Here is a 24,554-nt window from a genome sequence, read left to right as displayed (position 1 = left end):
GGAATCCCCGGGCGGTGTCGAGCGTTGTCAGTGATGACGGGCGAGACGTCCGTCACACGGACCTCATCCCAGCGACGTAAGGATCCAATGACCTCCTCTTCTTCCCCTTCCCAGGACGCGCAGAGCTTCGCGCTGAACCACCCCGAAGGTCTTCGGGCCGATGCCCTGATGGAAGAGGACGTCGCCTGGAGCCATGAGATCGACACAGCGCGGGACGGCGATCAGTTCGACCGCTCCGAGCGCGCGGCTCTGCGCCGCGTGGCGGGTCTGTCCACCGAGCTCGAGGACGTCACCGAGGTCGAGTACCGACAGCTCCGCCTGGAGCGCGTGGTCCTCGTCGGTGTCTGGACGTCGGGCACGGTCGACGACGCGGAGAACTCCCTCGCGGAGCTGGCCGCCCTCGCCGAGACCGCGGGCGCGCTCGTGCTCGACGGCGTCATCCAGCGCCGGGACAAGCCCGACGCGGCGACGTACATCGGCTCGGGCAAGGCCCAGGAGCTGCGGGACGTCGTCCTCGAGACCGGAGCCGACACCGTCGTGTGCGACGGTGAGCTCAGTCCCGGCCAGCTCATCCACCTCGAAGACGTCGTCAAGGTGAAGGTGGTCGACCGGACCGCCCTCATCCTCGACATCTTCGCCCAGCACGCCAAGTCCCGAGAGGGCAAGGCGCAGGTCGCGCTCGCGCAGATGCAGTACATGCTGCCGCGGCTGCGCGGCTGGGGTCAGTCGCTCTCCCGGCAGATGGGTGGCGGTGGCTCCTCCGGCTCCGGCGGTGGCATGGCCACACGTGGTCCCGGTGAGACCAAGATCGAGACCGACCGGCGCCGGATCCGCGAGAAGATGGCGAAGATGCGCCGTGAGATCGCGGAGATGAAGACGGGCCGCGAGATCAAGCGCCAGGAGCGCCGACGGAACAAGGTGCCCTCGGTCGCCATCGCCGGCTACACGAACGCGGGCAAGTCGTCCCTGCTCAACCGCCTCACGGGCGCGGGCGTCCTGGTGGAGAACGCGCTGTTCGCCACCCTCGACCCGACCGTGCGCCGGGCCGAGACGCCGAGCGGCCGGCTGTACACGCTGGCCGACACCGTCGGATTCGTCCGGCACCTGCCGCACCACCTCGTCGAGGCGTTCCGCTCCACGATGGAAGAGGTCGGCGACTCCGACCTGATCCTGCACGTGGTCGACGGCTCGCACCCGGTACCCGAGGAGCAGCTCGCCGCCGTGCGCGAGGTCATCCGCGACGTCGGGGCCACCGAGGTCCCCGAGATCGTGGTGATCAACAAGGCGGACGCAGCCGATCCGCTGGTCCTCCAGCGGCTGATGCGCCAGGAGAAGCACGCGATCGCCATCTCCGCCCGTACGGGTGCGGGAATCGAGGAGCTGCTCGCGCTCATCGATGCCGAACTGCCGCGGCCCAAGGCCGAGATCGAGGCGCTCGTTCCGTACACGCAGGGCCGGCTGGTCGCGCGGGCGCACACCGACGGCGAGGTGCTCTCCGAGGAGCACACCCCGGAGGGCACGCTCCTTAAGGCGCGGGTCCACGAGGAACTCGCGGCGGAGTTCGCGCCGTACCTCCCGGCGGCTGCCGCGAGCTGAACCGACCGTACGGGGTTGTGACTCGCACCCCAGGTCGAGCGGTACCACGTGATGCCAGATGAAGGAGCCCCGCCCGGGCCGACCCGGGCGGGGCTCCTTCGCCTTCTCGAACACTCCGGCGACGGCTGCGTTCTCATCGCGTGACGGCTGCTTGCCGGCCGCTGCTCCACAGGGCAGCCGGTGCTCGGCCGACCGCCACCGGTCTGGTTGCCGGCCGCCCCCACCGCCCTACTGGCTGCCGTACTTCTCGCTCATCATGTCGAAGACCTGCTCGGCCTCCCGGCCCAACTGCGGGCCCGCGAGCCAGGTGTTACCGGCCGGACCGATCGAGGTGTTGGAGACCAGGACAGTCTTGCCGCCCCGGACGCGGAACCAGCCGCCACCCGACGACCCGCCCGTCATCGTGCAGCCGATCCGGTACATGGTCGGGTCGGTCGAGTTCAGCGAGAGCCGCCCGGGCCGGTCGAGGCACTTGTTCATGAGCAGCCCGTCGAACGGCGGAGCGGCCGGGTAGCCCCACGCGCCCATCGAACCGACCGACTGCACCGAAGGCGCCGAGAAGTCAACGTCCAGCGCGTTGCCGACCGTCTCCTCAAGCGACTTGGTGCCTTGCTCCGGCTTCACGTGCAGCACGGCGAAGTCGTACGGCGCACCGGCGCCACCGGACTCCGCCCCCTGGTTGATCCACTCGTTCGAGGTAGAGGCCCAGTCCGCCCAGTAGGTGCCGTACGGGGCGATCTCCGACTGCGACGCGTTGCGCAGCGCGTCCGCCGACCTGCCCTGGTCGTTGTAGGAGGGCACGAAGGCGATGTTGCGGTACCAGCCGCCACCCGACCCCGCGTGCACACAGTGGCCCGCGGTCCACACGAGGTTCGACCTGCCCGGGTTACGCGGGTCCTTCACAACGGTGCCGGAACAGACCATCGAACCCTCGGGGGAGTCGAAGAAGACCTTGCCGACCGGTGCCGCGTTCTGGTGGTACGGCGTCTTCTCGGCCTGCGCGGGCACCGGCGCGGGCTCCGGGTCGGTCACGCCCTGGTCGTTCCGTGCGTCCTTCGCCGCGATGGTCTTCTTCGGCTCCTTGGCGGACTTCATCCGCTCGGGCTTCCACAACCCCTCGATGACCGGGTTGACGAAATCCTTGGCCTCGCGCAGCCAGTCGTCCTTGTCCCAGTTCTTCCAGGCGCCGTTCTCCCACTTGTCGGGGTCGATGCCGTGCTTCTTCAGCTTGTCGGCGATGTCGGCCGGCAACGTGGCACCGCCCTTCGACCCCTGCGCCGAGGCCGAGGCCGGCTGCGCCGAGGCGCTGTCCTCCCCGTCTTTGCATGCGGTGGCGGTGAGCGTCAGCACGGCGGCGAGCCCCGTGGCGGCGAGAGTGGAGCGCCGCCCCCGGCCACGGGTGGCGGACGGACGTATGGAACGCATGGTGCGAGTACCCCCGGAGTAAAACGGCGCGCGAAGTGCCCGTGGCGCGTCAACACCACGGCGCGGCGCGATAACTGGCATGATCGTGTCATTGATGGGTGGGCGGGCGACCGCGCGTACCCCTCTCGACACAGCACCCCACTATGCCTGTGGGATTGCGGACGAACGGCGGCGGGGCGGTGAAGGTTTCGACACCCCGCCACGGCTTGTCCGGGGCTCGTCGACGAGCCCCGGACGACGGCATCAGCGACGGAAGCAACGATCACCACGTACCGACGGCTGCTAGACCGCCGGCCCGCACACTGATGAGCCGGCCCGAGCCGGAGCGACGAGCTGAACGGCGCCGCCCCGGCCCTGGATCACTGGCCGGCGAACTTCTTGCTCACGGCGTCGTAGATCCCCTTGGCTTCCTTGCCCAGCCGCGGACCGGCGAGCCAACCCGCGGTCACCGGGCCGATCGATGTGTTGGACACCAGCGCCGGCTTGCCGTCGGAACCCTGTCCGACCCAGCCACCACCGGACGAACCCCCGGTCATCGTGCAGCCGACCCGGTACATCGTCGGGTCCGTCGACGTCAGCGACAGACGGCCCGGCTTGTCCGCGCACTGGAACAGCTTCTGGCCGTCGAACGGCGGCGCCGCCGGGTACCCCTTCGCCGTCAGCTGGGAGATCTTCGACACCGTCGGCGTGTTGAAGTTCACCGGCAGCGACGAACCCACCGTCTCCTCCAGCGACTTGGCCGAGCCACCCTTCTCCGGCGTCACATGAATGACGGCGAAGTCGTACGGCGCGCCCGCACCACCGGTCGGCCCGCCCCCCGCGATCCACTGGTCGGAGGTCTGCGCCCAGTCACCCCACCACACACCGAACGGAGCGACTTCGTCCTTGGGCGCTCCTTGCAGCTCCGCGGCGCTCTTGCCCGCGTTGTTGTACGAGGGAACGAACGCGATGTTGCGGTACCAGCCGCCCTTCTTGCCCGCGTGCACACAGTGCCCGGCCGTCCAGATCATGTCGGACTTGCCCGGGTGGGCAGGGTCGGAGACCACGGTGGCCGAACAGACCATCGACCCCTCCGGCCCGTCGAAGAACAGCTTGCCTGCGTACGGCGCGCTGTCGTGGTACGGGCTCGCGGCGGCCACCGCCTCCACCGGCCGCGGCGTCGGGTCGGTCACGCCCTGGTCCCCGGAGATGTCGTTCTCGTCGACCTCGCCGCCGGGGTTCTTGTCGGCGTCGCGCATCCGGTCCGAGTCCCACAGACCGTCGATGATCGGGTTGACGAAGTCGTGCGCCTCACGCAGCCACTTGTCCCGGTCCCAGTTCTTCCACTCGCCGTTCTTCCACCTGTCCGGATCGATCCCGTGTTCCCGGAGCTTGTCCTTGATGTTCTGCGGGATCTTGAACGAGCCGTCGCCCGCCGTCGCCGAGGACGACGCCTTGTCGCTCGCGTCATCCTCGGACGGGCCGCACGCGGTGGCGGTGAGAGCGAGCGCCGCGCCGAGCGCAACGGCCGCCGCCACGGGGGACGTTCTGCCGCGCACGCTCCTGGTGCGGCCGACGGCGAACAGCGGGCGTATGGGTCGCATGGTGTGAATCCCCCTGGGCTTCGAGATCAGTGCGCTGCCGAACAGGTGCGGCGGACGTGCGGTTCCGGCCCCCCGAACGGCACCCCACACTATGCCGGTGCCGTCGGGGACGACCTACGGAACCGCAACGGTTCCGTCACGGAGAGATCTTGAACCCGCCAGCCTCACCAGCCCCAGCAGCTCCGTCGGCCCCGCCCATGGCGCTCGCATGCGGGGCGCGCCAGGTGGTGGCACGGCACCGCAGTGACCAGCCTGCGCGGCCGGCCTGGAGGTGAGCTGTGGCGTAGGTCTCGTCACGAGTCTGCGGACGGCCCGTGTTCCTCTCGCCTCCTCGTCGTTAGGGCCTACGGGGGATTCGCAGTCGGCGCTCAGCCCTCGAACCGTCCTGGTGTGCCGCCAGGGCGGTCCTTCGATGCTGTACCCGCCAACCTGCCCCGCCCACCGGTGGGTCGACCCGACCAGTCGGCCGTATTTCCAGCGGGAGGACCAGCAACCGTGGCCGTGACCGACCCTGCGCCCATGACGGTGCCCACCCCAGACGACGGGGCGGCGCCCACTCCCGACGGCGGGAAGATGCCCGCCCCCGGCGAGGGGAAGGGGCACGCGGCCCCCGCACACGACAGCACCGCGTACGAAGGGATCCTGCGCCGCCAGTCGGCGCGGGAGTCGGCAGCGCGCACCTACGCGCGCGCTCTGCCGATCGTGCCGGTGCGGGCCCGCGGCCTCACCATCGAAGGAGCCGACGGCCGCCGATATCTGGACTGTCTCTCCGGCGCAGGCACCCTCGCGCTCGGCCACAACCACCCCGTGGTGCTCGAAGCCATCCGCAAGGTGCTCGACTCGGGTGCGCCGCTGCACGTCCTCGACCTGGCCACACCCGTCAAGGACGCCTTCACGACCGAGCTGTTCCGCACGCTGCCGCCCGCCCTCGCCGACCGGGCCCGCATCCAGTTCTGCGGACCGGCCGGAACGGACGCCGTCGAAGCCGCCCTGAAACTGGTCCGCACCGCCACCGGCCGCCCCGGCGTCCTCGCCTTCACCGGCGCGTACCACGGAATGACAGCCGGTGCCCTGGAAGCATCGGGCGGCGCACAGGACGTACGGGTCGCCCGCCTCCCGTATCCGCAGGACTACCGCTGCCCCTTCGGTATCGGCGGCCCGCGGGGAGCCGAACTCGGAGCCCGCTGGACCGAAACGCTCCTCGACGACACGAAATCGGGGGTGCCGAGCCCCGCCGGCATGATCCTCGAACCGGTGCAGGGCGAGGGCGGCGTCCACCCGGCCCCCGACGGCTGGCTGCGCCGGATGCGGGCGATCACCGCAGCCCGTTCGATCCCGCTCATCGCCGACGAGGTGCAGACCGGCGTCGGCAGGACCGGGGCCTTCTGGGCCGTCGACCACAGCGGTGTCGTACCGGATGTGATGGTCCTCTCCAAGGCGATCGGCGGCAGCCTGCCGCTCGCCGTGATCGTCTACCGCGACGACCTCGACGTCTGGGGGCCCGGCGCCCACGCGGGCACCTTCCGCGGCAACCAGCTCGCCATGGCGGCCGGCACCGCGACCCTTGCCTACGTGCGGGAGAACGGTCTCGCCCAACGCGCCGCCGACCTCGGCGCCCGCATGATCGGCCAACTCCAGTCCCTCGCGAAGGAATTCCCCTGCATCGGCGACGTACGAGGCCGTGGATTGATAATCGGCGTCGAACTCGTGGACCCGGAAGGCGCACACGGAACCAACGGGCTGGGAGTCCATCACGAGGTCAGCGGGGGAGGGGCCGGCCGCGTGGACGCGGCCGGCTCGATGCACACCGACCACTCCCGTTCCGCCGCGCATACCGCTGACGGCGCCGGCGGCACCGCTGTCCCGGACTTCTCGTCCGACCCCCTCCTGGGTGAGCCGCTGAGCACGCCGCTCCCCGCCGCGCCCGACCTGGCCGTGGCCGTGCGCGACGCCTGCCTGGACCGGGGGTTGATCGTCGAACTCGGCGGCCGCCACTCCAGCGTCGTACGCCTCCTTCCCCCTCTCACCATCACCGATGAACAGGCCGCGGCCATCGTCGACCGGCTCGCGGACGCCATCGCCGCCGTCGCCCGGTCCCGTCCCTAGCACGTCTCTGATGTGTTTCCGTGGCGCCGCTCCGACCGGTACGCGCCCCCGCCGTACGACACGAGGGGACCGGTGGCTCTCCCCTGTGGCTCCCCACCTCGTACGACGAAGGCCACAGGCACCGTGCGGCGCTCCCTCTGTCACGGAGATCAACCAGATGAGCCACAGCCGTACCAGCATCCGGAGCCACGCCCTGCCCCGGTGCCGGCCGCGGCAGCCGGATCGGCCGGACCACCGCCTCACGGAGCCCCCCACCTCACGCAAGGAAGCACTCTTGAACGCCACTCCCGCATCCGAGGGTCGTCCCCGTCCCCTCCTCGGAGAAGCCTGTGACACGCAGACCCCGTGCGAGCCGGAGCGTGAAACGGTCCCCCGGCAGAAGGACGGCGTCCAAGAGGCCGAACGTCTGCGCCCGTCTCCCGCCGAGCTCCTCGCCCACCCCGACCCCCTGACCTCGGCCCAAGTCGCGGCCGTCGAGAACATGCTCCGCTGCTGGGTACGCGAGAACAACATCACTCCTCCTCCCGTCGGTGCCCTCCGCATCTCGCTACCCGCGAGCGGCACCGCGCTCCTCGTCCCTGTCCACTACTGGTCACTCACCGGCTGGCACCGCTTCGGCCTGCCCTACCTGGAGGACGGCCCCCAGGGCGCCCCCTGCCTCGACGCGGTGACCCTCGCCGCGCTCCTGAGCCGCGAATCGGCCCCCGCCGCCACCCAGGAGGCGGCCCCCCGCGACGACGACACGCGGATCGCGTCGAGCCCTCTCACCGCAGCGACGCTCAGCCCCACCGCCGCCGCCCCCTCCGGCGACGGTGGCGACCTGGTCGGCCGCGTCGCCGACTCCGTCCGCCGCACGGCCGAGTTCATCGCGGACCGTCGCCGTCATCGCATCGACAGCCCCGACCGCTTCCTCGCCGGTGAACAGTCCCTGCTGCTCGGACACCCCCTGCACCCGACCCCGAAGAGTCGCGAGGGCCTCTCCGAGGCCGAAAGCCGCCTCTACTCGCCGGAGCTGCGCGGCTCCTTCACGCTGCAGTGGATCGCCGTCGCACCCGACGTCCTCGCCCACGATTCGGCCTGGACGGAACGCGGCCGGACCGTCCCCGCCACCCGCCTCACCGCGCAACTCGCCGGCCCAGACCTGCGGCTGCCCGAAGGCTTTGCCGCCCTGCCCCTGCACCCCTGGCAGCTCCGCGAACTGAAGCACCGCCCGGGCACCGCCGCGCTCCTGGACGACGGCCTCCTCCGTGAGCTCGGCCCGCTGGGCGACCCCTGGTTCCCCACCTCCTCTGTCCGTACCGTCTACCGGCCCGGCTCGCCGGCGATGCTGAAACTCTCCCTCGGCCTGCGGATCACCAACTCCCGCCGGGAGAACCTCCGCAAGGAACTCCACCGAGGCGTCGAAGTCCATCGACTGCTGCGCAACGGCCTCGCCGAGCAGTGGCACGCCGCACACCCCTCCTTCGACATCGTCCGCGACCCGGCCTGGCTCGCGGTCGACGCTCCGTCCGGTGAACCCGTCCCCGGCCTGGACGTCATGATCCGCAACAACCCCTTCGGGCCCGACTCCGACGTCACCTGCCTCGCCGGCCTCGTCTCGCCCCGGCCCCCGCACGACCCGGGCGCCCACCCGGACCACACCCCCATGACCTCCCGGCTCGCCGAGACCGTCACCCGCCTGGCGACCCGCATCGGACGCCCCCGCGGAGCCGTGGCCACCGAGTGGTTCCTGCGCTACCTCGAACACGTGGTGCGCCCCGTGCTCTGGCTCGACAGCGAAGCAGGCGTCGCCCTGGAGGCGCACCAGCAGAACACCCTCCTTCTCCTCAATGCCGAGGGCTGGCCCGCAGGCGGGCGCTACCGCGACAACCAGGGCTACTACTTCCGCGAGTCCCGTCGCGCCGAACTCGACCAGCGGCTGCCCGGCATCGGCGTGCACAGCGACACGTTCGTCGCCGACGACGTCACCGACGAGCGGTTCGCCTACTACCTCGCCATCAACAACGTCTTCGGTCTCATCGGAGCCTTCGGCTCGCAACAGCTCGCCGACGAGAAGGTGTTGCTCGCGGCGTTCCGTCGCTTCCTCGCCGAGGTCGCGACCGGCGCCAGGAAGCTGCGCAGCCCTCTGCCGCAGCGGCTGCTCGACTCACCCACGCTGCAATGCAAAGCCAACCTCCTCACTCGCCTGCACGGACTCGACGAACTCGTGGGCCCGGTCGACACGCAATCCGTCTACGTCACCCTCACCAACCCCCTTCATGTCTGAACACCCCGACAACCCGAGGACCACATCCCGCACCACGTCCCCTGCCTGAGAGGAGCGTCGCCGTGCCTTCCGCCGAAGCGAGCACCGACGCCGATACCACCCCCGTCACCGCCCCGGAGCAATCCGCAGCCCCTGCGGACGACCCGGACTGCCAGGACACCCTGGATCTGCGCCTTTCCGAGGAACTGGTCGCGTTCATCGCCGAGCAGGACGGAACGCGGCCCGCCGAAGGGGCGGACGGTGAGCGGCGGAGCACGCCCGTCCCCGCAAGCACACCCAAGGACGATCTGCTCGATCACGTCGGGGGATGGGGGCCCGCCACCACCCCAGCAGGCGTGTTCCAACTCGTCCCGGTCCGTATCGAGCGCGACCTCAAGCTCCTCAGCCGATGGATGAACGACCCCGCCGTGGCCGCCTTCTGGGAACTCGCGGGTCCCGAGACGGTCACCGCGGACCACCTGACCCCCCAGCTCGACGGTGACGGGCGCAGTGTGCCCTGCCTCGGCGTGCTGGGCGGCACGCCGATGAGCTACTGGGAGATCTACCGCGCCGACCTCGACCCGCTGGCCCGGCACTACCCCGCCCGCCCGCACGACACCGGTATCCACCTCCTCATCGGTGGCGTCGCCCATCGAGGCCACGGACTCGGAACCACCCTGCTCCGAGCAGTCGCGGACCTCGTACTGGACCACCGCCCGAGGTGCGCACGTGTCATCGCCGAACCAGACATGCGTAATACCCCCTCCGTCTCCGCTTTCCTGAGCGCCGGCTTCCGCTTCGCCGCCGAGGTGGACCTCCCCGACAAGCGGGCCGCGCTCATGGTCCGTGACCGTGCCCTGCGCGCCGTGCTCTGAGCCGGTCACTCGTAGTACACCGCTCGACCCGATCCGGTTCCCTCGCGAGGAGTCCCCGTGCCGAACCCACCCGTCGTGCCGAATCCGTCCGGCGTCCCGCATCCGGCAGAGCCGCCCGTGCTGTACGACCCACCCGAGCTGACGCGCGAGAACTGGGACCGGGCGGGATCACGCCTGCTGGCCAAATTGATCGGGGAATTCGCGTACGAGGAGATCCTCCGGCCGCTGCCCGTCGGGCATGACGCAGCCGCGGTCACGGCACCGGGCCGACGCCCCTACACCTTGATCGTCCCGAGTCAGGAAAAAGGGGAGGACGTCGGGACCGGCGGTCCCGCCAGCGGTGGCGGCCGGACGGAATCGTCGGGCGGCGGCCAGGACCACGGGCACGACGGCGGCCGGACCGGCGAACCGGACCACCGCCATGCCGCCGACTCCTCCGGCGGACAACTCCATTTCTACGCCCGCCGTGGCGCGTACGGCAGCTGGCAGGTGGACCCGGACAGCATCGAGTGGGCGCCGGGACCGATCGCCGCGGGGGACGAGACGGGATCGATACAGACCCCCGAGCCGTTCACCGACCCGCTCGCCTTTCTCCTGCGCACCAAGCACCTCATCGGCCTCGACGGCACCACCTTCGGCCACCTCATCCGCGAGCTCTCCGTCACCCTCGCTGCCGACGCCCACCTCGATCACACCGCGCTGAGCGCCCCGCAGCTCGCCGATCTCGGATACGCGGAGCTCGAAGGCCACCAGACCGGCCACCCGTGGATCGTCCTCAACAAAGGGCGGCTCGGCTTCTCCGCGACCGACGCCTCCCGCTGGGCCCCGGAGGCTCGACGCCCCACCAGCCTCCCCTGGATCGCCGTGCACACCAGCCTCGCCACCTACCGCGGGGCGGCAGGGCTGGAGACCGCCGACTCCCTCTACTCCCGAGAGCTGGACGTGCCCGCCCGGCAGTTGTTCGCCGAGTGCCTGCGCGCGAAAGGGCTGGACCCGGCCGCGTACCTCTACCTGCCGGTGCACCCGTGGCAGTGGGACGACATCGTCCTCCCGCTCTTCGCGCAGTCCGTCGCCACGAACGCCATCGTCCCGCTTCCCACCGACGGCGATCTGCGACTGCCCCAGCAGTCGATCCGCACCTTCCTCAACACCAGCCACCCTGCGCGGCACACGGTCAAGCTGCCTCTGTCGGTCCTCAACACCCTTGTGTGGCGCGGCCTACCTACGGAGCGCACCCTTGCGGCTCCCGCCGTGACGACATGGATGCACGCATTGCGTGACGGTGACGGCTTTCTCAGGGACGAGTGCGGGGTCATCCTGCTGGGTGAGGTGGCTTCCGTGGCGGTGCAGCACCCCATGTACAGCGGTCTCGACGAAGTTCCCTACCAGTACAAGGAATTGCTCGGAGCCATCTGGCGGGAACCGGTCGTGCGGTACCTCGCACCCGGAGAGCGTGCCCGCACCCTCGCTTCCTTGTTACTCGTGGACCCTCATGGACGAGCGTTCACGGCGGAACTGGTCACGCGCTCGGGACTCGACGCGAAGACCTGGCTGCGCCGGCTCTTCGCCGCCCTGCTGCCTCCTTTGCTGCGCTTCCTCTACCGCTACGGAACCGTCTTCTCGCCCCACGGGGAGAACGCCATCGTGGTCTTCGACGAGCAGGACGTACCCGTGCGCCTCGCCGTCAAGGACTTCGTGGACGACGTCAACGTCAGCTCCACGCCCCTCCCGGAGCACGACTCCATGCCGCAGGACGTACGCGACGTCCTGCTCACGGAGAGCCCCGACTTCCTCACGCAATTCATCCATTCCGGGCTTTTCGTAGGCGTCTTCCGGTATCTGGCGCCCCTGTGTGAAGCACAACTCCGTGTCCCGGAGGCGGAATTCTGGTCACTCGTGCGCGCCGAGATCCTGCGCCACCACGCCCGGTTCCCGGAGCTGAAGGAGCGGTACGAGATGTTCGACCTCCTCACCCCGCGGATCGAGCGCCTGTGTCTCAACCGCAACCGTCTCCACCTCGACGGCTACCGCGACCGCGCGCACCGCCCGCACGCCGCCGTGCACGGCACCGTCGCCAACCCCCTGCACCAACTGTGATCGCGGGATTGTCAGTGCCGCCGTTTAGGGTGGTCGAGCTATGACGAAGCCCTCACTCCCCGAGCTCCTGCACGCCGCCGTCACCGCTGTCGGCGGCACGGAGCGCCCTGGCCAGGTGGCCATGGCCGAGACCGTCGCCAAGGCGATCGACGACGGCTCCCATCTGCTTGTCCAAGCGGGCACCGGCACCGGAAAGTCCCTCGGTTATCTGGTTCCGGCCCTGGCCCACGGGGAGCGCGTCGTGGTGGCGACGGCCACCCTCGCCCTGCAGCGTCAGCTCGTCGAGCGGGACCTGCCGCGCACCGTCGAGGCCCTGCACCCGCTGCTGCGCCGCCGCCCCACCTTCGCCATGCTCAAGGGCCGCTCGAACTATCTGTGCCTGCACCGCCTGCACGAAGGGGTTCCGCAGGACGAGGAAGAGGGTCTCTTCGACCAGTTCGAGGCCGCCGCGCCGACCGGCAAACTGGGGCAGGACCTGCTGCGTATGCGGGACTGGGCGGACGAGACGGAGACGGGCGACCGGGACGATCTCACCCCCGGCGTCTCGGACCGGGCCTGGTCCCAGGTCTCGGTGTCGTCCCGTGAGTGCCTGGGCGCGTCGAAATGCGCGTACGGGCAGGAATGCTTCGCCGAGATGTCCCGGGAGCGGGCGAAGCTGTCCGACGTCATCGTCACCAACCACGCGTTGCTCGCGATCGACGCCATCGAGGGCGCGCCGGTCCTGCCGCAGCACGAGGTGCTGATCGTGGACGAGGCGCATGAGCTGGTGTCCAGGGTGACCGGAGTGGCGACCGGCGAGCTCACTCCCGGTCAGGTGAACCGTGCGGTGCGCCGGGCCGCCAAGCTGGTGAACGAGAAAGTGGCGGACCAGCTCCAGACCGCTGCCGAGGGTTTCGAGAGGCTCATGGAGTTGGCCCTGCCCGGCCGCCTCGAGGAGATCCCCGAAGACCTCGGGTATGCGCTGATGGCCTTGCGTGACGCCACACGGACGGTGATCACGGCCATCGGCTCGACGCGGGACAAGTCCGTCCAGGACGAGGACGCCGTACGCAAGCAGGCCCTCGCCTCCGTGGAGAACGTGCACGATGTCGCGGAGCGGATCACGAACGGCTCGGAATGGGACGTCGTCTGGTACGAGCGTCACGAGCCCCGTGCCGGTTCCACCTACCGCCAGAGCGGGGCGTCCCTGCGGGTGGCGCCGATGTCCGTGTCGGGCCTGCTCCGGGAGAAGCTCTTCACCGATCGCTCCGTGACGCTCACGTCGGCGACCTTGAAGCTCGGCGGTGACTTCAACGGAGTGGGGGCGTCCCTGGGCCTCGCCCCCGAAGGCATGCACGGCGACGACATGCCGGAATGGCAGGGCCTCGACGTCGGATCGCCGTTCGACTACCCGAAGCAGGGCATCCTCTACGTCGCCAAGCACCTGGCCCGTCCCGCCCGCGAGGGCACGCGGACCGACATGATGGACGAGCTGACGGAGCTGGTGCAGGCGGCCGGCGGACGGACGCTGGGCCTCTTCTCCTCGATGCGCGCCGCTCAGGCGGCGGCGGAGGAGCTGCGCACGCGCATCCCCGAGTTCCCGATCCTGCTCCAGGGCGAGGACACGCTCGGCGAGCTGATCAAGAACTTCGCCGCGGATCCGAAGACCTGCCTGTTCGGCACGCTCTCGCTGTGGCAGGGCGTGGATGTTCCGGGCACGGGCTGTCAACTGGTCGTCATGGACAAGATCCCGTTCCCCCGGCCCGACGATCCGCTGATGAGCGCCCGCCAGAAGGCCGTAGAGGAAGCGGGGGGCAACGGTTTCATGGCGGTGGCCGCGACCCACGCGGCGCTGCTCATGGCACAGGGTGCGGGCCGTCTCGTCCGCGCGTCCGGGGACCGGGGTGTCGTCGCCGTCCTCGACCCCCGCCTGGCGACGGCGCGATACGGCAGCTACCTGCGGGCCTCGATGCCGGACTTCTGGTACACGACGGACCGCAATCAGGCGCGGCGCTCGCTCGCCGCCATCGACGCGACGGCGAAGGCCGAGGAGGAGTAGCCCGGATCGGCGGCCCGGGGCTGGGCGTGGACAGCACAGGGCCCCGGAACCGGCGCAGTTGGTTCCGGGGCCCGGTCAGGGAGGGTCACACCCGGCGCAGCACGGCCACCACCTTGCCGAGGATCGTCGCCTCGTCACCCGGGATCGGCTGGTACGCGGAGTTGTGGGGGAGGAGCCACACGTGCCCGTCCTCGCGCTTGAAGCGCTTGACGGTGGCCTCGCCGTCGAGCATCGCCGCGACGATGTCGCCGTTCTCCGCGACGGGCTGGCGGCGGACCGTGACCCAGTCGCCGTCACAGATGGCGGCCTCGATCATCGAGTCGCCGACGACCTTCAGGACGAACAGCTCACCGTCGCCCACCAGCTGCCGGGGGAGCGGGAAGACATCCTCGACCGACTCCTCGGCGAGAATCGGCCCACCTGCGGCGATGCGACCGACCAGGGGCACATACGAAGCGGCCGGCTTGCCCGTCGTGTCCGTGGGCTGCGTGCTCGGCTGGTCCGAGCCCCGGACCTCGTAGGCGCGCGGCCGGTGGGGGTCACGCCGCAGGAAACCCTTGCGCTCGAGAGCCATCAGCTGGTGGGCGACCGAAGACGTGCTGGAGAGGCCCACCGCCTGGCCGATCTCCCGCATCGACGGCGGGTACCCACGACGCTGCACCGAGTCCCGGATCACCTCGATCACCCGACGCTGGCGGTCGGTGAGGCCCGAGCTGTCCGCGCGGATCCCCGGAGGCCGTCCGGGCAGGGAGCGGCCCGGCTTGGGGCCCTCCTGGCTCATGGTCGCGTCAGTCATGGCATGCACCGGCTCGAGTCGGCCAGGGGCGCGGCCCTGGGCAGTGATGGTGGCGCTGTCTGCGGTGGTGGTCACGTCGGTCGGCCCCTCTCGAGAATGTCTCCCTAGCTAGCCAACGGTAGTTCCTTTCGAAAGGTTGCGCCAAACACACGTTCGAGTGAAAAACCGTAGATTACTTGTCGTGATCATGTGCCTAGGTGTATGGCTGGCGACCGCTGGGAGCGACAATTCGGTTCAATCCGGTACGCTTCTCCGCCGGGACCGAGGCCCCCTCCGTGGGCGCCTCCAGTCTGCCATCCGACGCTTCCGCGACCGGGCACCGCCCCTCCTCGCGTGCGCCGCCCCGGCCGACCGCTGTGGTTCCTGAGCTTTTCGTGCTGTGCGGGGACAACTCGGACGCGGCGACACGCGCTAGGGCTCCAAAGGCAGCCAAACCCTAGATGTAGTGGTTGGATTGCATCAGCAGCCCAGAAGTAGTGGTCCCCGGTCTCTCACGGCCGAAGCCATCGCCTATGCTGGGGGCTGCTTCGAGGGGCTGGAAGAGCCTCTTGGGGCTATCGAGTCGTGCCGTGAAGGAGGGTTGGGAGACCATGCATTGTCCCTTCTGCAGGCATCCCGACAGTCGTGTCGTCGACAGCCGCACCACCGACGACGGCACCTCGATCCGCCGACGCCGCCAGTGCCCGGACTGCTCCCGTCGCTTCACGACGGTGGAGACCTGTTCACTGATGGTGATCAAGCGGAGCGGGGTCACCGAGCCCTTCAGTCGCACCAAGGTCATCAACGGAGTGCGCAAGGCGTGCCAGGGCCGGCCGGTGACCGAGGATGCGCTGGCGCTGCTCGGTCAGCGCGTCGAGGAAGCGGTGCGTGCCACCGGAAGCGCGGAGCTGACCACCCATGATGTGGGCCTTGCCATGCTCGGTCCCCTTCAGGAGCTGGATCTCGTCGCCTACCTGCGCTTCGCGTCCGTCTACCGGGCGTTCGATTCGCTGGAGGACTTCGAGTCGGCCATCGCCGAGCTGAGGGAACAGGCCGGCGGGGCGACGGCGGAGCGCGCCGACGACGAGCGCGTAGAGAGTGACAGCGGGCCCGGAGGGACTGTGGAGGTCCCCGTGCCCGCACACGCCGCCGACTGACCGGACCCGGACGGGACGGACGGCGGCATCCACAGACCTGTTGCGGCGGCGTGAGCGACGTCCGCAACACAAGACACACACCGTGCCACGGGAATGACGGGGCACTTTTGGGCGTTTTAGCCCGGTATATGGGAGGCGGCATGACAGAGACGGCGAGCGGCCCGGCGCGAGGTGCCCGTACGAAGGGTTCCAAGACCAGCAAGGGTCTGCGTATCGAGCGCATCCACACCACTCCCGGCGTGCACCCGTACGACGAGGTGGAATGGGCACGCCGTGACGTCGTCATGACCAATTGGCGCGACGGCTCGGTCAATTTCGAGCAGCGTGGCGTCGAGTTCCCCGAGTTCTGGTCGGTGAACGCGGTCAACATCGTCACCAGCAAGTACTTCCGGGGTGCCGTCGGCACTCCGCAGCGCGAGGTGAGCCTCAGGCAGCTCATCGACCGCATCGTGAAGACGTATCGGAAGGCCGGCGAGGACTACCGGTACTTCGCTTCGCCCGCCGACGCCGAGATCTTCGAGCACGAGCTGGCGTACGCCCTCCTGCACCAGATCTTCAGCTTCAACTCGCCGGTGTGGTTCAACGTCGGAACCCCGCAGCCCCAGCAGGTCTCCGCCTGCTTCATCCTGGCCGTCGACGACTCCATGGAGTCGATCCTCGACTGGTACAAGGAAGAGGGAATGATCTTCAAGGGCGGCTCCGGCGCCGGCCTGAACCTCTCCCGTATCCGCTCCTCCAAGGAGCTCCTCTCCTCGGGCGGCAACGCCTCGGGTCCCGTCTCCTTCATGCGCGGTGCCGACGCCTCCGCAGGAACGATCAAGTCGGGCGGCGCCACGCGCCGCGCGGCCAAGATGGTCATCCTCGACGTCGACCACCCCGACATCGAGGGCTTCATCGAGACCAAGGTGAAGGAAGAGGAGAAGATCCGCGCCCTGCGTGACGCGGGCTTCGACATGGACCTGGGCGGCGACGACATCACGTCCGTCCAGTACCAGAACGCCAACAACTCGGTCCGGGTGAACGACACGTTCATGAAGGCGGTCGAGGAGGGCGGCAAGTTCGGCCTCACCTCCCGGATGACCGGCGAGGTCATCGAGGAGGTCGACGCCAAGTCGCTCTTCCGCAAGATGGCCGAGGCCGCCTGGGCCTGCGCCGACCCGGGCATCCAGTACGACGACACCATCAATCAGTGGCACACGTGCCCGGAGTCCGGCCGCATCAACGGCTCGAACCCGTGCAGCGAGTACATGCACCTGGACAACACGTCCTGCAACCTCGCCTCGCTGAACCTGATGAAGTTCCTGAAGGACGACGGCCTGGGCCACCAGTCCTTCGACGTCGACCGCTTCTCCAAGGTCGTCGAGCTGGTCATCACCGCGATGGACATCTCGATCTGCTTCGCGGACTTCCCGACGGAGAAGATCGGCGAGAACACCCGCGCCTTCCGTCAGCTCGGCATCGGCTACGCGAACCTGGGCGCCCTGCTCATGGCGACCGGTCACGCCTACGACTCCGACGGCGGTCGCGCCCTCGCCGGCTCCATCACGTCGCTGATGACGGGTACGTCGTACAAGCGCTCGGCCGAGCTCGCCGCGGTCGTCGGCCCGTACGACGGCTACGCCAAGAACGCCCAGCCGCACCAGCGCGTCATGAAGCAGCACGCCGACGCCAACACCGCGGCCGTCCGCATGGACGACCTGGACACGCCGATCTGGGCCGCCGCCACGGAGGCCTGGCAGGACGTGGTCCGCCTTGGCGAGAAGAACGGTTTCCGTAACTCGCAGGCGTCCGTCATCGCCCCGACCGGCACCATCGGTCTCGCGATGTCCTGTGACACCACCGGCCTCGAGCCCGACCTCGCCCTGGTCAAGTTCAAGAAGCTGGTCGGCGGCGGCTCGATGCAGATCGTCAACGGCACCGTCCCGCAGGCCCTGCGCCGCCTGGGCTACCAGGAGGAGCAGATCGAGGCGGTCGTCGCCCACATCGCCGACAACGGCAATGTGATCGACGCTCCCGGCCTCAAGCCCGAGCACTACGAGGTCTTCGACTGCGCCATGGGCGAGCGTTCCATCTCCGCGATGGGCCACGTCCGCATGATGGCCGCGATCCAGCCGTGGATCTCCGGCGCCCTCTCCAAGACCGTCAACCTGCCGGAGACGGCGACGGTCGAGGACGTCGAGGAGGTCTACTTCGAGGCCTGGAAGATGGGCGTCAAGGCGCTCGCCATCTACCGCGACAACTGCAAGGTCGGCCAGCCCCTCTCCGCGAAGACCAAGGAGAAGGAGAAGGTCGCGGTGACGGAGAAGACCGAGGCGGAGATCCGCAAGGCCGTCGAGAAGGTCGTCGAGTACCGTCCCGTCCGCAAGCGCCTCCCCAAGGGCCGTCCCGGCATCACCACCTCCTTCACGGTGGGCGGCGCCGAGGGCTACATGACCGCCAACTCCTACCCGGACGACGGTCTCGGTGAGGTCTTCCTGAAGATGTCCAAGCAGGGCTCCACCCTTGCGGGCATGATGGACGCCTTCTCCATCGCCGTCTCCGTGGGTCTGCAGTACGGCGTGCCGCTGGAGACGTACGTCTCGAAGTTCACCAACATGCGCTTCGAGCCGGCCGGCATGACGGACGACCCGGACGTGCGGATGGCGCAGTCGATCGTCGACTACATCTTCCGCCGCCTGGCGCTCGACTTCCTGCCCTTCGAGACGCGCTCCGCGCTGGGCATCCACTCCGCCGAGGAGCGTCAGCGCCACCTGGAGACGGGCTCCTACGAGCCCTCCGAGGACGAGGTCGACGTCGAGGGGCTCGCCCAGTCGGCGCCTCTGCAGACGCAGCAGACCGAGTCGCTGAAGGTCGTCGAGACCCCGAAGGCCGAGGGCGCCGCCGTGCAGGCCGCCCCGCAGCAGGCGCACACCAGCGCCGAACTCGTCGAGATGCAGCTGGGCATCCAGGCCGACGCCCCGCTCTGCTTCTCCTGCGGGACGAAGATGCAGCGGGCCGGCTCCTGCTACATCTGCGAGGGCTGCGGCTCGACCAGCGGTTGCAGCTGATCGCCTGACCTGAAGGGGCGGCGGGACCATGACGGTCCCGCCGCCCCTTCGGCGTAGGCGCCTACAGGACGAGCTGCTCCAGGGCCGCTCGCTACAGAGAGCCCATGACAGCGGCGAACGAGGTGAGATCACCGTCGAAGCCACGTATCAGCTCACGGAACGTCCATTCGCCGTCGGTGTCCCGGATGAACTCCCCGATCGTGGCCGCCGAACTGGTGGCCACGGCCGACAGGTCGTGGTGCGACAGCTCGGTGTAGTCCTGCCGTACGCGCACCGCGGTGTTGGCCACGTCCCCGAACACCGTGGCCCGCCCCTGCTGTTGCTCGCTCTGCTGGAGGGCCACGCCCACGACCACCCGCACGTACTGGGGCGCGAGCCGCTCCAGCTCCAGGATCATCACCTCGTCGAACCCGAAGCCCTGTCCCGTTCTGCTGTCCCGGTCGAGGTGGATGGTGCCGTCGGGGGAGCGGCTGTCGAAGTGGACCAGGTAGGCCGGAGCGCCGTGCGCGTCATCGCTCGTGTACGGCGCGGCGACGAGATCCAGGTCGTGGGGTGGCGAACCCAACGGGCTCGGGTCCCACTTCAGGCCGACCTCGACCTTCTCGATCCCCTTGCGGAGACTGCTCACCGAACTCCCCCTTCACGGCGCGGATTTGCTACTACCCCCACGCTACGTCCTCCCACTGACATCACGCGTCGCTCCCTGGGGACTGAGGCGCCGCAAGGGGGTTGCGTACGGATCTCGGTCTTGCGTTCGGCCGCGCGCCGCATGTAAGCGACATCGCCGGTCCGGTATGCGTGCACTGCGCCAGAGAGTGGTCCCATGTCATGCGCCCAGCCGTACGATGGCGCCGTGCTGGTCAAGTGGATTCGCTGCGCTGTGGTGGACCGTCGGGGGTTCGAGCGGGGGCAGCGGAAATGGGCGGGGCTCCTGGGGGAGCCGGGGTTCCGGGGGCAGGGCGGGGGCTGGAGCAGACAACGACCCGATGTGGCCCACGTCTTCGGCTTCTGGGAGAGCCGTGCCTTCTACGATTCGTTCATGGCGCGGGCTCATGACCGGCTCGCCGCGGGTCAGAGCGGGACCTACCGGAAGATGCAGGCGAAACTCTTCGACCACGTCTTCGACCTGAAGACAGGGTTCGAGCCGCGGTTCACGGACACGGACGTCGTGCGGATCGCCCACTGCACGGTGCGTGCCGATCGCGCCGAGCACTTCACGCTCATGCAGCGGCAGGTCTGGAACCCCGCGATGGCCGGCTCGCCCGGAATGGTCCGGGGTCTGTTCGCGGCCGCTCCGAAGGACGAGTTCCTGGTCCTGTCCATGTGGCTGTCGGCCGCCGAGCGCGGCAAGTACCAGGCCGACCGGGTGGAGCGGCTGTCCCTGCGGGCGCAGACCGAAACGGACATCGAGGCCATCGACGGTGACATCGTGCAGCTGGAGCCGGCCTGGACGGTGTGAGGGCGGCCACGCGCGTGTGGCGTACATGTAAGGCACGCGTGCGTGTTCGCCGCTGGTACGCCGGATGGAGCCGGTACGAGTGCTCGAAACCGGCCGGACCGATCTAGTGTTTGGGCATGGCACGACCGCGGCGCATTGTTCTGGTCCGGCACGGCGAATCCGAAGGCAATGCCGACGACACCGTGTACGAACGCGAGCCCGACCATGCCCTGGCTCTCACCGAGACCGGATGGCAGCAGGCCGAGGAGACCGGCAAGGAACTGCGCGAACTGTTCGGCAAAGAGCGCGTGAGCGTCTACGTCTCGCCGTACCGGCGCACCCACGAGACGTTCCGGGCGTTCCGACTCGACCCCGGGCTCGTGCGGGTACGGGAGGAGCCGCGGCTCAGGGAGCAGGACTGGGGCAACTGGCAGGACCGCGATGACGTACGGCTCCAGAAGGCCTATCGCGACGCCTACGGGCACTTCTTCTACCGGTTCGCACAGGGCGAGTCCGGAGCCGATGTCTACGACCGCGTGGGCGCGTTCCTGGAAAGCCTGTATCGGAGTTTCGAGCAGCCGGACCATCCGCCGAACGTGCTTCTCGTGACGCACGGGCTGACGATGCGGCTGTTTTGTATGCGGTGGTTCCACTGGTCGGTCGCGGAGTTCGAGTCGCTGTCGAATCCCGGGAACGCCGAGACACGGGCGCTCGTTCTCGGGGAGAACGGAAAGTACGCGATGGACCTGCCATTCGAACGTTGGTGCGAGCCTATTTCGTATGGGGCGACCAGATAGGGTGGCTGTGCGATGACCGCCGACTCCGCATCCGACAAGCGCCTGGATCGCGCTCTGTCCAGCCTGCGCGGCCTCTCCGTGGGTGACGCGCTGGGATCCCAGTTCTTCGTGCCGGAGAACTATCCGCTGCTCAAGCGGCGGGAGGTCCCGGCCGGCCCATGGCAGTGGACCGACGACACCGAGATGGCGTGCTCCGTGGTGGCTGTCCTGGGCGCGCACGGACGTATCGACCAAGACGCCCTGGCCCATTCGTTCGCCGAGCACCATGACTTCGACCGCGGATACGGGCCTGCGGTGAACCGACTGCTCCGGCAGGTCCGGGAGGGTGGCGACTGGCGGACGCTCGCATCCGCCCTGTTCCAGGGCCAGGGGTCGTGGGGCAACGGGGCGGCGATGCGTATCGCGCCGCTCGGCGCCTACTACGCCGACGATCCGGAGCAGGCCACCCACCAGGCCGAGATCTCTGCCTACCCGACGCACCAGCACCGTGAGGCCGTCGTCGGCGCCATGGCCGTGGCCGCCGCGGCGGCGCTCGCGGCCGATCCCGCGGGGGCGCCCACCCCCCAGAACCTCCTGGACGGGGTGATCGCGCTCGTGCCGCGCAGCGCGGTGGGAGCGGGACTGCGCCGGGCCCGGGACATGCTCGACTACGGTGACCCGGCCACGGTGGCCGCGGTGCTCGGCTGCGGCCGGCGGACCACCGCGCACGACACCGTGCCGTTCGCCTTGTGGTCGGCCGCGCGAGGGCTCGGTGACTTCGAGCGGGCCTTCTGGGCCACCGCTCAGGTGGGCGGAGACATGGACACGACCTGCGCGATCGTGGGCGGCGTCATCCCTGCCGCACCGCCGGTCGACTGGCTGGAGCGCACCGAGGCGCTTCCTGGATGGACGCCCACCGCGCCGGTCTGAGAACCGCTGCCGTGCGGTGACGCAGACAGTCGCGGCTTGGGCGCCGGGCCACGCCTTCGGAGCGGCCCGGCGCCCAAGCGCCGCGGGAGAGGTCTCAGCCCGCGGCCGGCCCCGCTGCGCTTGCTGTGCCGGAGAGCGCCTCCAAGTCGCTCTTCCGGACTCTGATCACCGCCAGGGCGACGACGAGGGCTAGAACCGCCATGGCCACGGCCGGTATGAAAGCCGTGGAGATGCCGTGCGCCAGAACGTCGTGGCTCCAGGGCGCCGGCAGCTGATGAGTCCGGGCGAAAGCAGCCTTCTGTTCCGGCGAGGCAGTAGCCATGAAGTCGGCCACCTGGCTCTTCCCCTCGTCACGGCTCGCCGTACCGAAGACCGTCGTCAGGATGGACAGCCCCAGCGAACCTCCGACCTGCTGCGTCGTGTTGAGCAGGCCAGAGGCTGCTCCCGCCTCGTGCGGCGCCACGCCGGAGACCGCGGTGAGCGTCACCGTCACGAAGTTCAGCCCCATACCGAAGCCGAAGATCACCAACGGCCCGAGGACCCCGCCCAGGTACGAGCTGTCCGGGCTGATGAACGTCTGCCAGGCGAGTCCGACCACCACGAAGGCCGATCCGGCGGCCAGGAACGGCTTCGGTCCCAGGACCGGCAGGAACCGCTGGGAAAGCCCCGCGCCGAGCGCGATCGCCACCGTCACCGGCAGGAAGGCGAGCCCCGCCTTGATCGGCGAATAGCTCAGCACGTTCTGCACGAACAGCACGATGAAGAAGAACATCCCGAACATCGCCGCGGCGAGACTCAGCATGATCACGTACGTCCCCGACCGGTTGCGGTCGGCGAACATCCGCAAGGGTGTGATCGGCTCCTTGGCCCGGTTCTCAACGGCCACGAAGGCCAGCAGCAGCACGACCGCCGCGCCGAACGACCCGATGGTGAGGCTGTCCCGCCAGCCTTCCTCGGCGGCACGGATGAACCCGTAGACGAGCGAGGCCATGCCGAGCGTGGACGTGAGCGCGCCGGCTATGTCGAACCGCCCCGGGTGCCGCTCGGACTCGTTGATGTACCTCGGTGTGAGGACCGCGATCAGAAGGCCGATGGGCACGTTCACGAACAGCACCCAGCGCCAGTCCAGCCACTCCGTGAGCATGCCGCCGGCCAGGAGGCCAAGGGCGCCGCCGCCCGCCGAGACCGCCGCGAAGACACCGAAGGCGCGGTTCCGCTCCGGGCCTTCGGGGAACGTGGTCGTGATGAGGGCCAGGGAAGTGGGTGAGGCGATCGCGCCGCCGACGCCCTGAAGGGCTCGCGCGGTCAGCAACTGCCAGGGTTCCTGGGCGAGGCCGCCGAGTAGGGAGGCGAAGGTGAACAGCAGGATGCCGGTCATGAAGACCCGGCGGCGACCGAGGATGTCACCGGCGCGGCCACCGAGCAGCAGGAGGCCGCCGAAGGTGAGCGTGTAGGCGCTGACGACCCAGGTGAGGTCAGTCGTAGAGAAGCTGAGCGCGTTCTGGATATGCGGAAGCGCGATGTTCACAATCGTCGAGTCGAGGACCACCATGAGTTGGCAGGCGGCGATGACGGCGAGTGCGATGCCGGGGTGACCCTCCCGGCGGGCTGTCCCCGTTTTCTGATGTGGCGTTAACTGAGAGGTTGACACGATGAATCCCCCACGAGCGATTTAGTGAACGAGCCCGTTCACTGTCGCGACAACGGTAGTGACTCCCCTACAGTGAACGCAACCGTTCACTGAATTTTGCTGCCGTACGTCTCGTGCCGCTCGATCTGCTCAACGGAGAGATGACGATGGTTACTTCGCGCTGGACGGCCGACTCCGCTCCCTCGGCCGCGTCCATGCGCAGGCGTGGTCCCGTGCTCGAGCGGGCCATCCTCGACGCCGCGCTGGACCAGCTCAGTACGGTCGGCTGGAACGGTCTCACCATGGAGGGCGTGGCCGCGGGCGCGCAGACCGGCAAGGCTGCGCTGTACCGGCGCTGGCCCTCCAAGGAGGACCTCGTCGTCGACGCGCTGCAGGCCGGGCTGCCCAAGCTGGACTCCGCCCCGGACCTCGGCGGAGTGCGTGAGGACCTGCTGGAGCTGTGCCGGCAGATGCGGGAGGCCATGTACTCGCGGCCGGGCTCCGCGCTTCGCTCAGTGCTTCACGAATGCGACACCTTCACGGCCGAGCGCTTCCATGCGGTGATCGTCGGAGGCGTCGTCGAGCCCGGCCTTCAGTTGATCAAAGAGGTCGTAATCCGCGGGATCGAGCGCGGCGAGGTCCGGTCCGACGCTGTGGACGCGGCGGTGTTCGACGTCATCCCGGCGATGATGATGTACCGCTCCAAGGTGTGCGGAAGCGAATGGGAGGAAGCGGATCTGGTGGCGTTGATCGATCACGTCATGGTCCCGCTTCTGTTGCGGCACGGGGACTGACCCCGACCGGGTGTCGCGGCGTGACATCGGCGGCGTAGGCTT

Annotated in this window: 17 protein-coding genes; 12 read left to right on the top strand and 5 right to left on the bottom strand. The window is 69.2% G+C overall.

The window, feature by feature from the left end; genetic code table 11:
• Positions 1-87 precede the first annotated feature (87 nt).
• Positions 88-1,596, top strand: coding sequence for a GTPase HflX (gene hflX, locus ABZY33_RS10320; protein ID WP_356491096.1), 1,509 nt, complete (start codon positions 88-90; stop codon positions 1,594-1,596).
• A gap of 228 nt (positions 1,597-1,824) precedes the next feature.
• On the opposite strand, the gene ABZY33_RS10315 is transcribed toward hflX, so the two are convergent.
• The gene (locus ABZY33_RS10315; RefSeq protein ID WP_356491095.1) at positions 1,825-3,021 is read right to left on the bottom strand and encodes a hypothetical protein; all 1,197 of its coding nucleotides are present in this window, start codon (positions 3,019-3,021) and stop codon (positions 1,825-1,827) included.
• A gap of 359 nt (positions 3,022-3,380) precedes the next feature.
• Positions 3,381-4,604: a hypothetical protein gene (locus ABZY33_RS10310; protein ID WP_356491094.1), complete on the bottom strand. Its 1,224-nt coding sequence runs from the start codon at positions 4,602-4,604 to the stop codon at positions 3,381-3,383.
• A 573-nt stretch (positions 4,605-5,177) separates the two neighbouring features.
• Here ABZY33_RS10310 and ABZY33_RS10305 point away from each other — a divergent pair.
• From ABZY33_RS10305 to ABZY33_RS10285, 5 genes are all read left to right on the top strand, one after another.
• Positions 5,178-6,710 (top strand): diaminobutyrate--2-oxoglutarate transaminase family protein, encoded by a 1,533-nt coding sequence (locus ABZY33_RS10305; protein WP_356491139.1) that lies wholly within the window; start codon positions 5,178-5,180, stop codon positions 6,708-6,710.
• A gap of 406 nt (positions 6,711-7,116) precedes the next feature.
• The gene (locus tag ABZY33_RS10300) at positions 7,117-8,976 is read left to right on the top strand and encodes an IucA/IucC family protein (protein ID WP_356491138.1); all 1,860 of its coding nucleotides are present in this window, start codon (positions 7,117-7,119) and stop codon (positions 8,974-8,976) included.
• A 62-nt stretch (positions 8,977-9,038) separates the two neighbouring features.
• Complete coding sequence (locus ABZY33_RS10295) at positions 9,039-9,830, top strand: GNAT family N-acetyltransferase (protein WP_356491093.1); 792 nt, start codon at positions 9,039-9,041, stop codon at positions 9,828-9,830.
• Positions 9,831-9,887: 57 nt separating this feature from the next.
• Positions 9,888-11,927: an IucA/IucC family protein gene (locus ABZY33_RS10290; RefSeq protein ID WP_356491092.1), complete on the top strand. Its 2,040-nt coding sequence runs from the start codon at positions 9,888-9,890 to the stop codon at positions 11,925-11,927.
• A gap of 40 nt (positions 11,928-11,967) precedes the next feature.
• Positions 11,968-13,965, top strand: a complete 1,998-nt coding sequence (locus tag ABZY33_RS10285; RefSeq protein ID WP_356491091.1) for an ATP-dependent DNA helicase — start codon at positions 11,968-11,970, stop codon at positions 13,963-13,965.
• An 85-nt stretch (positions 13,966-14,050) separates the two neighbouring features.
• On the opposite strand, the gene lexA is transcribed toward ABZY33_RS10285, so the two are convergent.
• On the bottom strand, positions 14,051-14,836 hold the full coding sequence (lexA, locus tag ABZY33_RS10280) for a transcriptional repressor LexA (RefSeq protein ID WP_356491090.1): 786 nt from the start codon (positions 14,834-14,836) through the stop codon (positions 14,051-14,053).
• 515 nt (positions 14,837-15,351) lie between these two features.
• Here lexA and nrdR point away from each other — a divergent pair.
• The gene (gene nrdR, locus ABZY33_RS10275) at positions 15,352-15,897 is read left to right on the top strand and encodes a transcriptional regulator NrdR (RefSeq protein WP_356491089.1); all 546 of its coding nucleotides are present in this window, start codon (positions 15,352-15,354) and stop codon (positions 15,895-15,897) included.
• Between the two features lie 140 nt (positions 15,898-16,037).
• Positions 16,038-18,944: a vitamin B12-dependent ribonucleotide reductase gene (locus tag ABZY33_RS10270; RefSeq protein ID WP_356491088.1), complete on the top strand. Its 2,907-nt coding sequence runs from the start codon at positions 16,038-16,040 to the stop codon at positions 18,942-18,944.
• Between the two features lie 91 nt (positions 18,945-19,035).
• Here the strand turns inward: ABZY33_RS10270 and ABZY33_RS10265 are convergent, their stop codons facing one another.
• On the bottom strand, positions 19,036-19,572 hold the full coding sequence (locus ABZY33_RS10265) for a TerD family protein (RefSeq protein ID WP_356491087.1): 537 nt from the start codon (positions 19,570-19,572) through the stop codon (positions 19,036-19,038).
• Positions 19,573-19,797: 225 nt separating this feature from the next.
• Here ABZY33_RS10265 and ABZY33_RS10260 point away from each other — a divergent pair, with 225 nt between their 5' ends.
• From ABZY33_RS10260 to ABZY33_RS10250, 3 genes are all read left to right on the top strand, one after another.
• Positions 19,798-20,403 carry a YdbC family protein gene (locus ABZY33_RS10260; RefSeq protein ID WP_356491086.1) on the top strand — a complete coding sequence of 202 codons (606 nt, stop codon included), beginning with the start codon at positions 19,798-19,800 and terminating at the stop codon, positions 20,401-20,403.
• A gap of 116 nt (positions 20,404-20,519) precedes the next feature.
• Complete coding sequence (locus ABZY33_RS10255) at positions 20,520-21,179, top strand: histidine phosphatase family protein (protein WP_356491085.1); 660 nt, start codon at positions 20,520-20,522, stop codon at positions 21,177-21,179.
• Between the two features lie 12 nt (positions 21,180-21,191).
• Positions 21,192-22,088, top strand: coding sequence for an ADP-ribosylglycohydrolase family protein (locus ABZY33_RS10250; protein ID WP_356491084.1), 897 nt, complete (start codon positions 21,192-21,194; stop codon positions 22,086-22,088).
• A 94-nt stretch (positions 22,089-22,182) separates the two neighbouring features.
• Here the strand turns inward: ABZY33_RS10250 and ABZY33_RS10245 are convergent, their stop codons facing one another.
• Positions 22,183-23,739, bottom strand: coding sequence for an MFS transporter (locus tag ABZY33_RS10245; protein WP_356491083.1), 1,557 nt, complete (start codon positions 23,737-23,739; stop codon positions 22,183-22,185).
• Positions 23,740-23,885: 146 nt separating this feature from the next.
• Between ABZY33_RS10245 and ABZY33_RS10240 the strand changes: the two genes are divergently transcribed.
• Positions 23,886-24,512, top strand: a complete 627-nt coding sequence (locus tag ABZY33_RS10240; protein WP_356491137.1) for a TetR/AcrR family transcriptional regulator — start codon at positions 23,886-23,888, stop codon at positions 24,510-24,512.
• Positions 24,513-24,554: the final 42 nt, after the last annotated feature.

This window comes from Streptomyces sp. NPDC006552, assembly GCF_040611655.1.
Taxonomy (GTDB): Bacteria; Actinomycetota; Actinomycetes; order Streptomycetales; family Streptomycetaceae; genus Streptomyces.
The sequence above is the reverse complement of the archived record's forward strand: the minus strand, read 5'-3'. Positions and strand labels throughout refer to the sequence as shown.

Excerpts from the sequence above, each read along its gene's own strand:
- ABZY33_RS10255 (WP_356491085.1), top strand. The coding sequence starts at position 20,520 with ATGGCACGACCGCGGCGCATTGTTCTGGTCCGGCACGGCGAATCCGAA.
- ABZY33_RS10240 (WP_356491137.1), top strand. The coding sequence starts at position 23,886 with ATGGTTACTTCGCGCTGGACGGCCGACTCCGCTCCCTCGGCCGCGTCC.
- ABZY33_RS10250 (WP_356491084.1), top strand. The coding sequence starts at position 21,192 with ATGACCGCCGACTCCGCATCCGACAAGCGCCTGGATCGCGCTCTGTCC.
- ABZY33_RS10305 (WP_356491139.1), top strand. The coding sequence starts at position 5,178 with ATGCCCGCCCCCGGCGAGGGGAAGGGGCACGCGGCCCCCGCACACGAC.
- ABZY33_RS10270 (WP_356491088.1), top strand. The coding sequence starts at position 16,038 with ATGACAGAGACGGCGAGCGGCCCGGCGCGAGGTGCCCGTACGAAGGGT.
- hflX (WP_356491096.1), top strand. The coding sequence starts at position 88 with ATGACCTCCTCTTCTTCCCCTTCCCAGGACGCGCAGAGCTTCGCGCTG.
- ABZY33_RS10310 (WP_356491094.1), bottom strand. The coding sequence starts at position 4,604 with ATGCGACCCATACGCCCGCTGTTCGCCGTCGGCCGCACCAGGAGCGTG.
- nrdR (WP_356491089.1), top strand. The coding sequence starts at position 15,352 with ATGCATTGTCCCTTCTGCAGGCATCCCGACAGTCGTGTCGTCGACAGC.
- ABZY33_RS10315 (WP_356491095.1), bottom strand. The coding sequence starts at position 3,021 with ATGCGTTCCATACGTCCGTCCGCCACCCGTGGCCGGGGGCGGCGCTCC.
- ABZY33_RS10285 (WP_356491091.1), top strand. The coding sequence starts at position 11,968 with ATGACGAAGCCCTCACTCCCCGAGCTCCTGCACGCCGCCGTCACCGCT.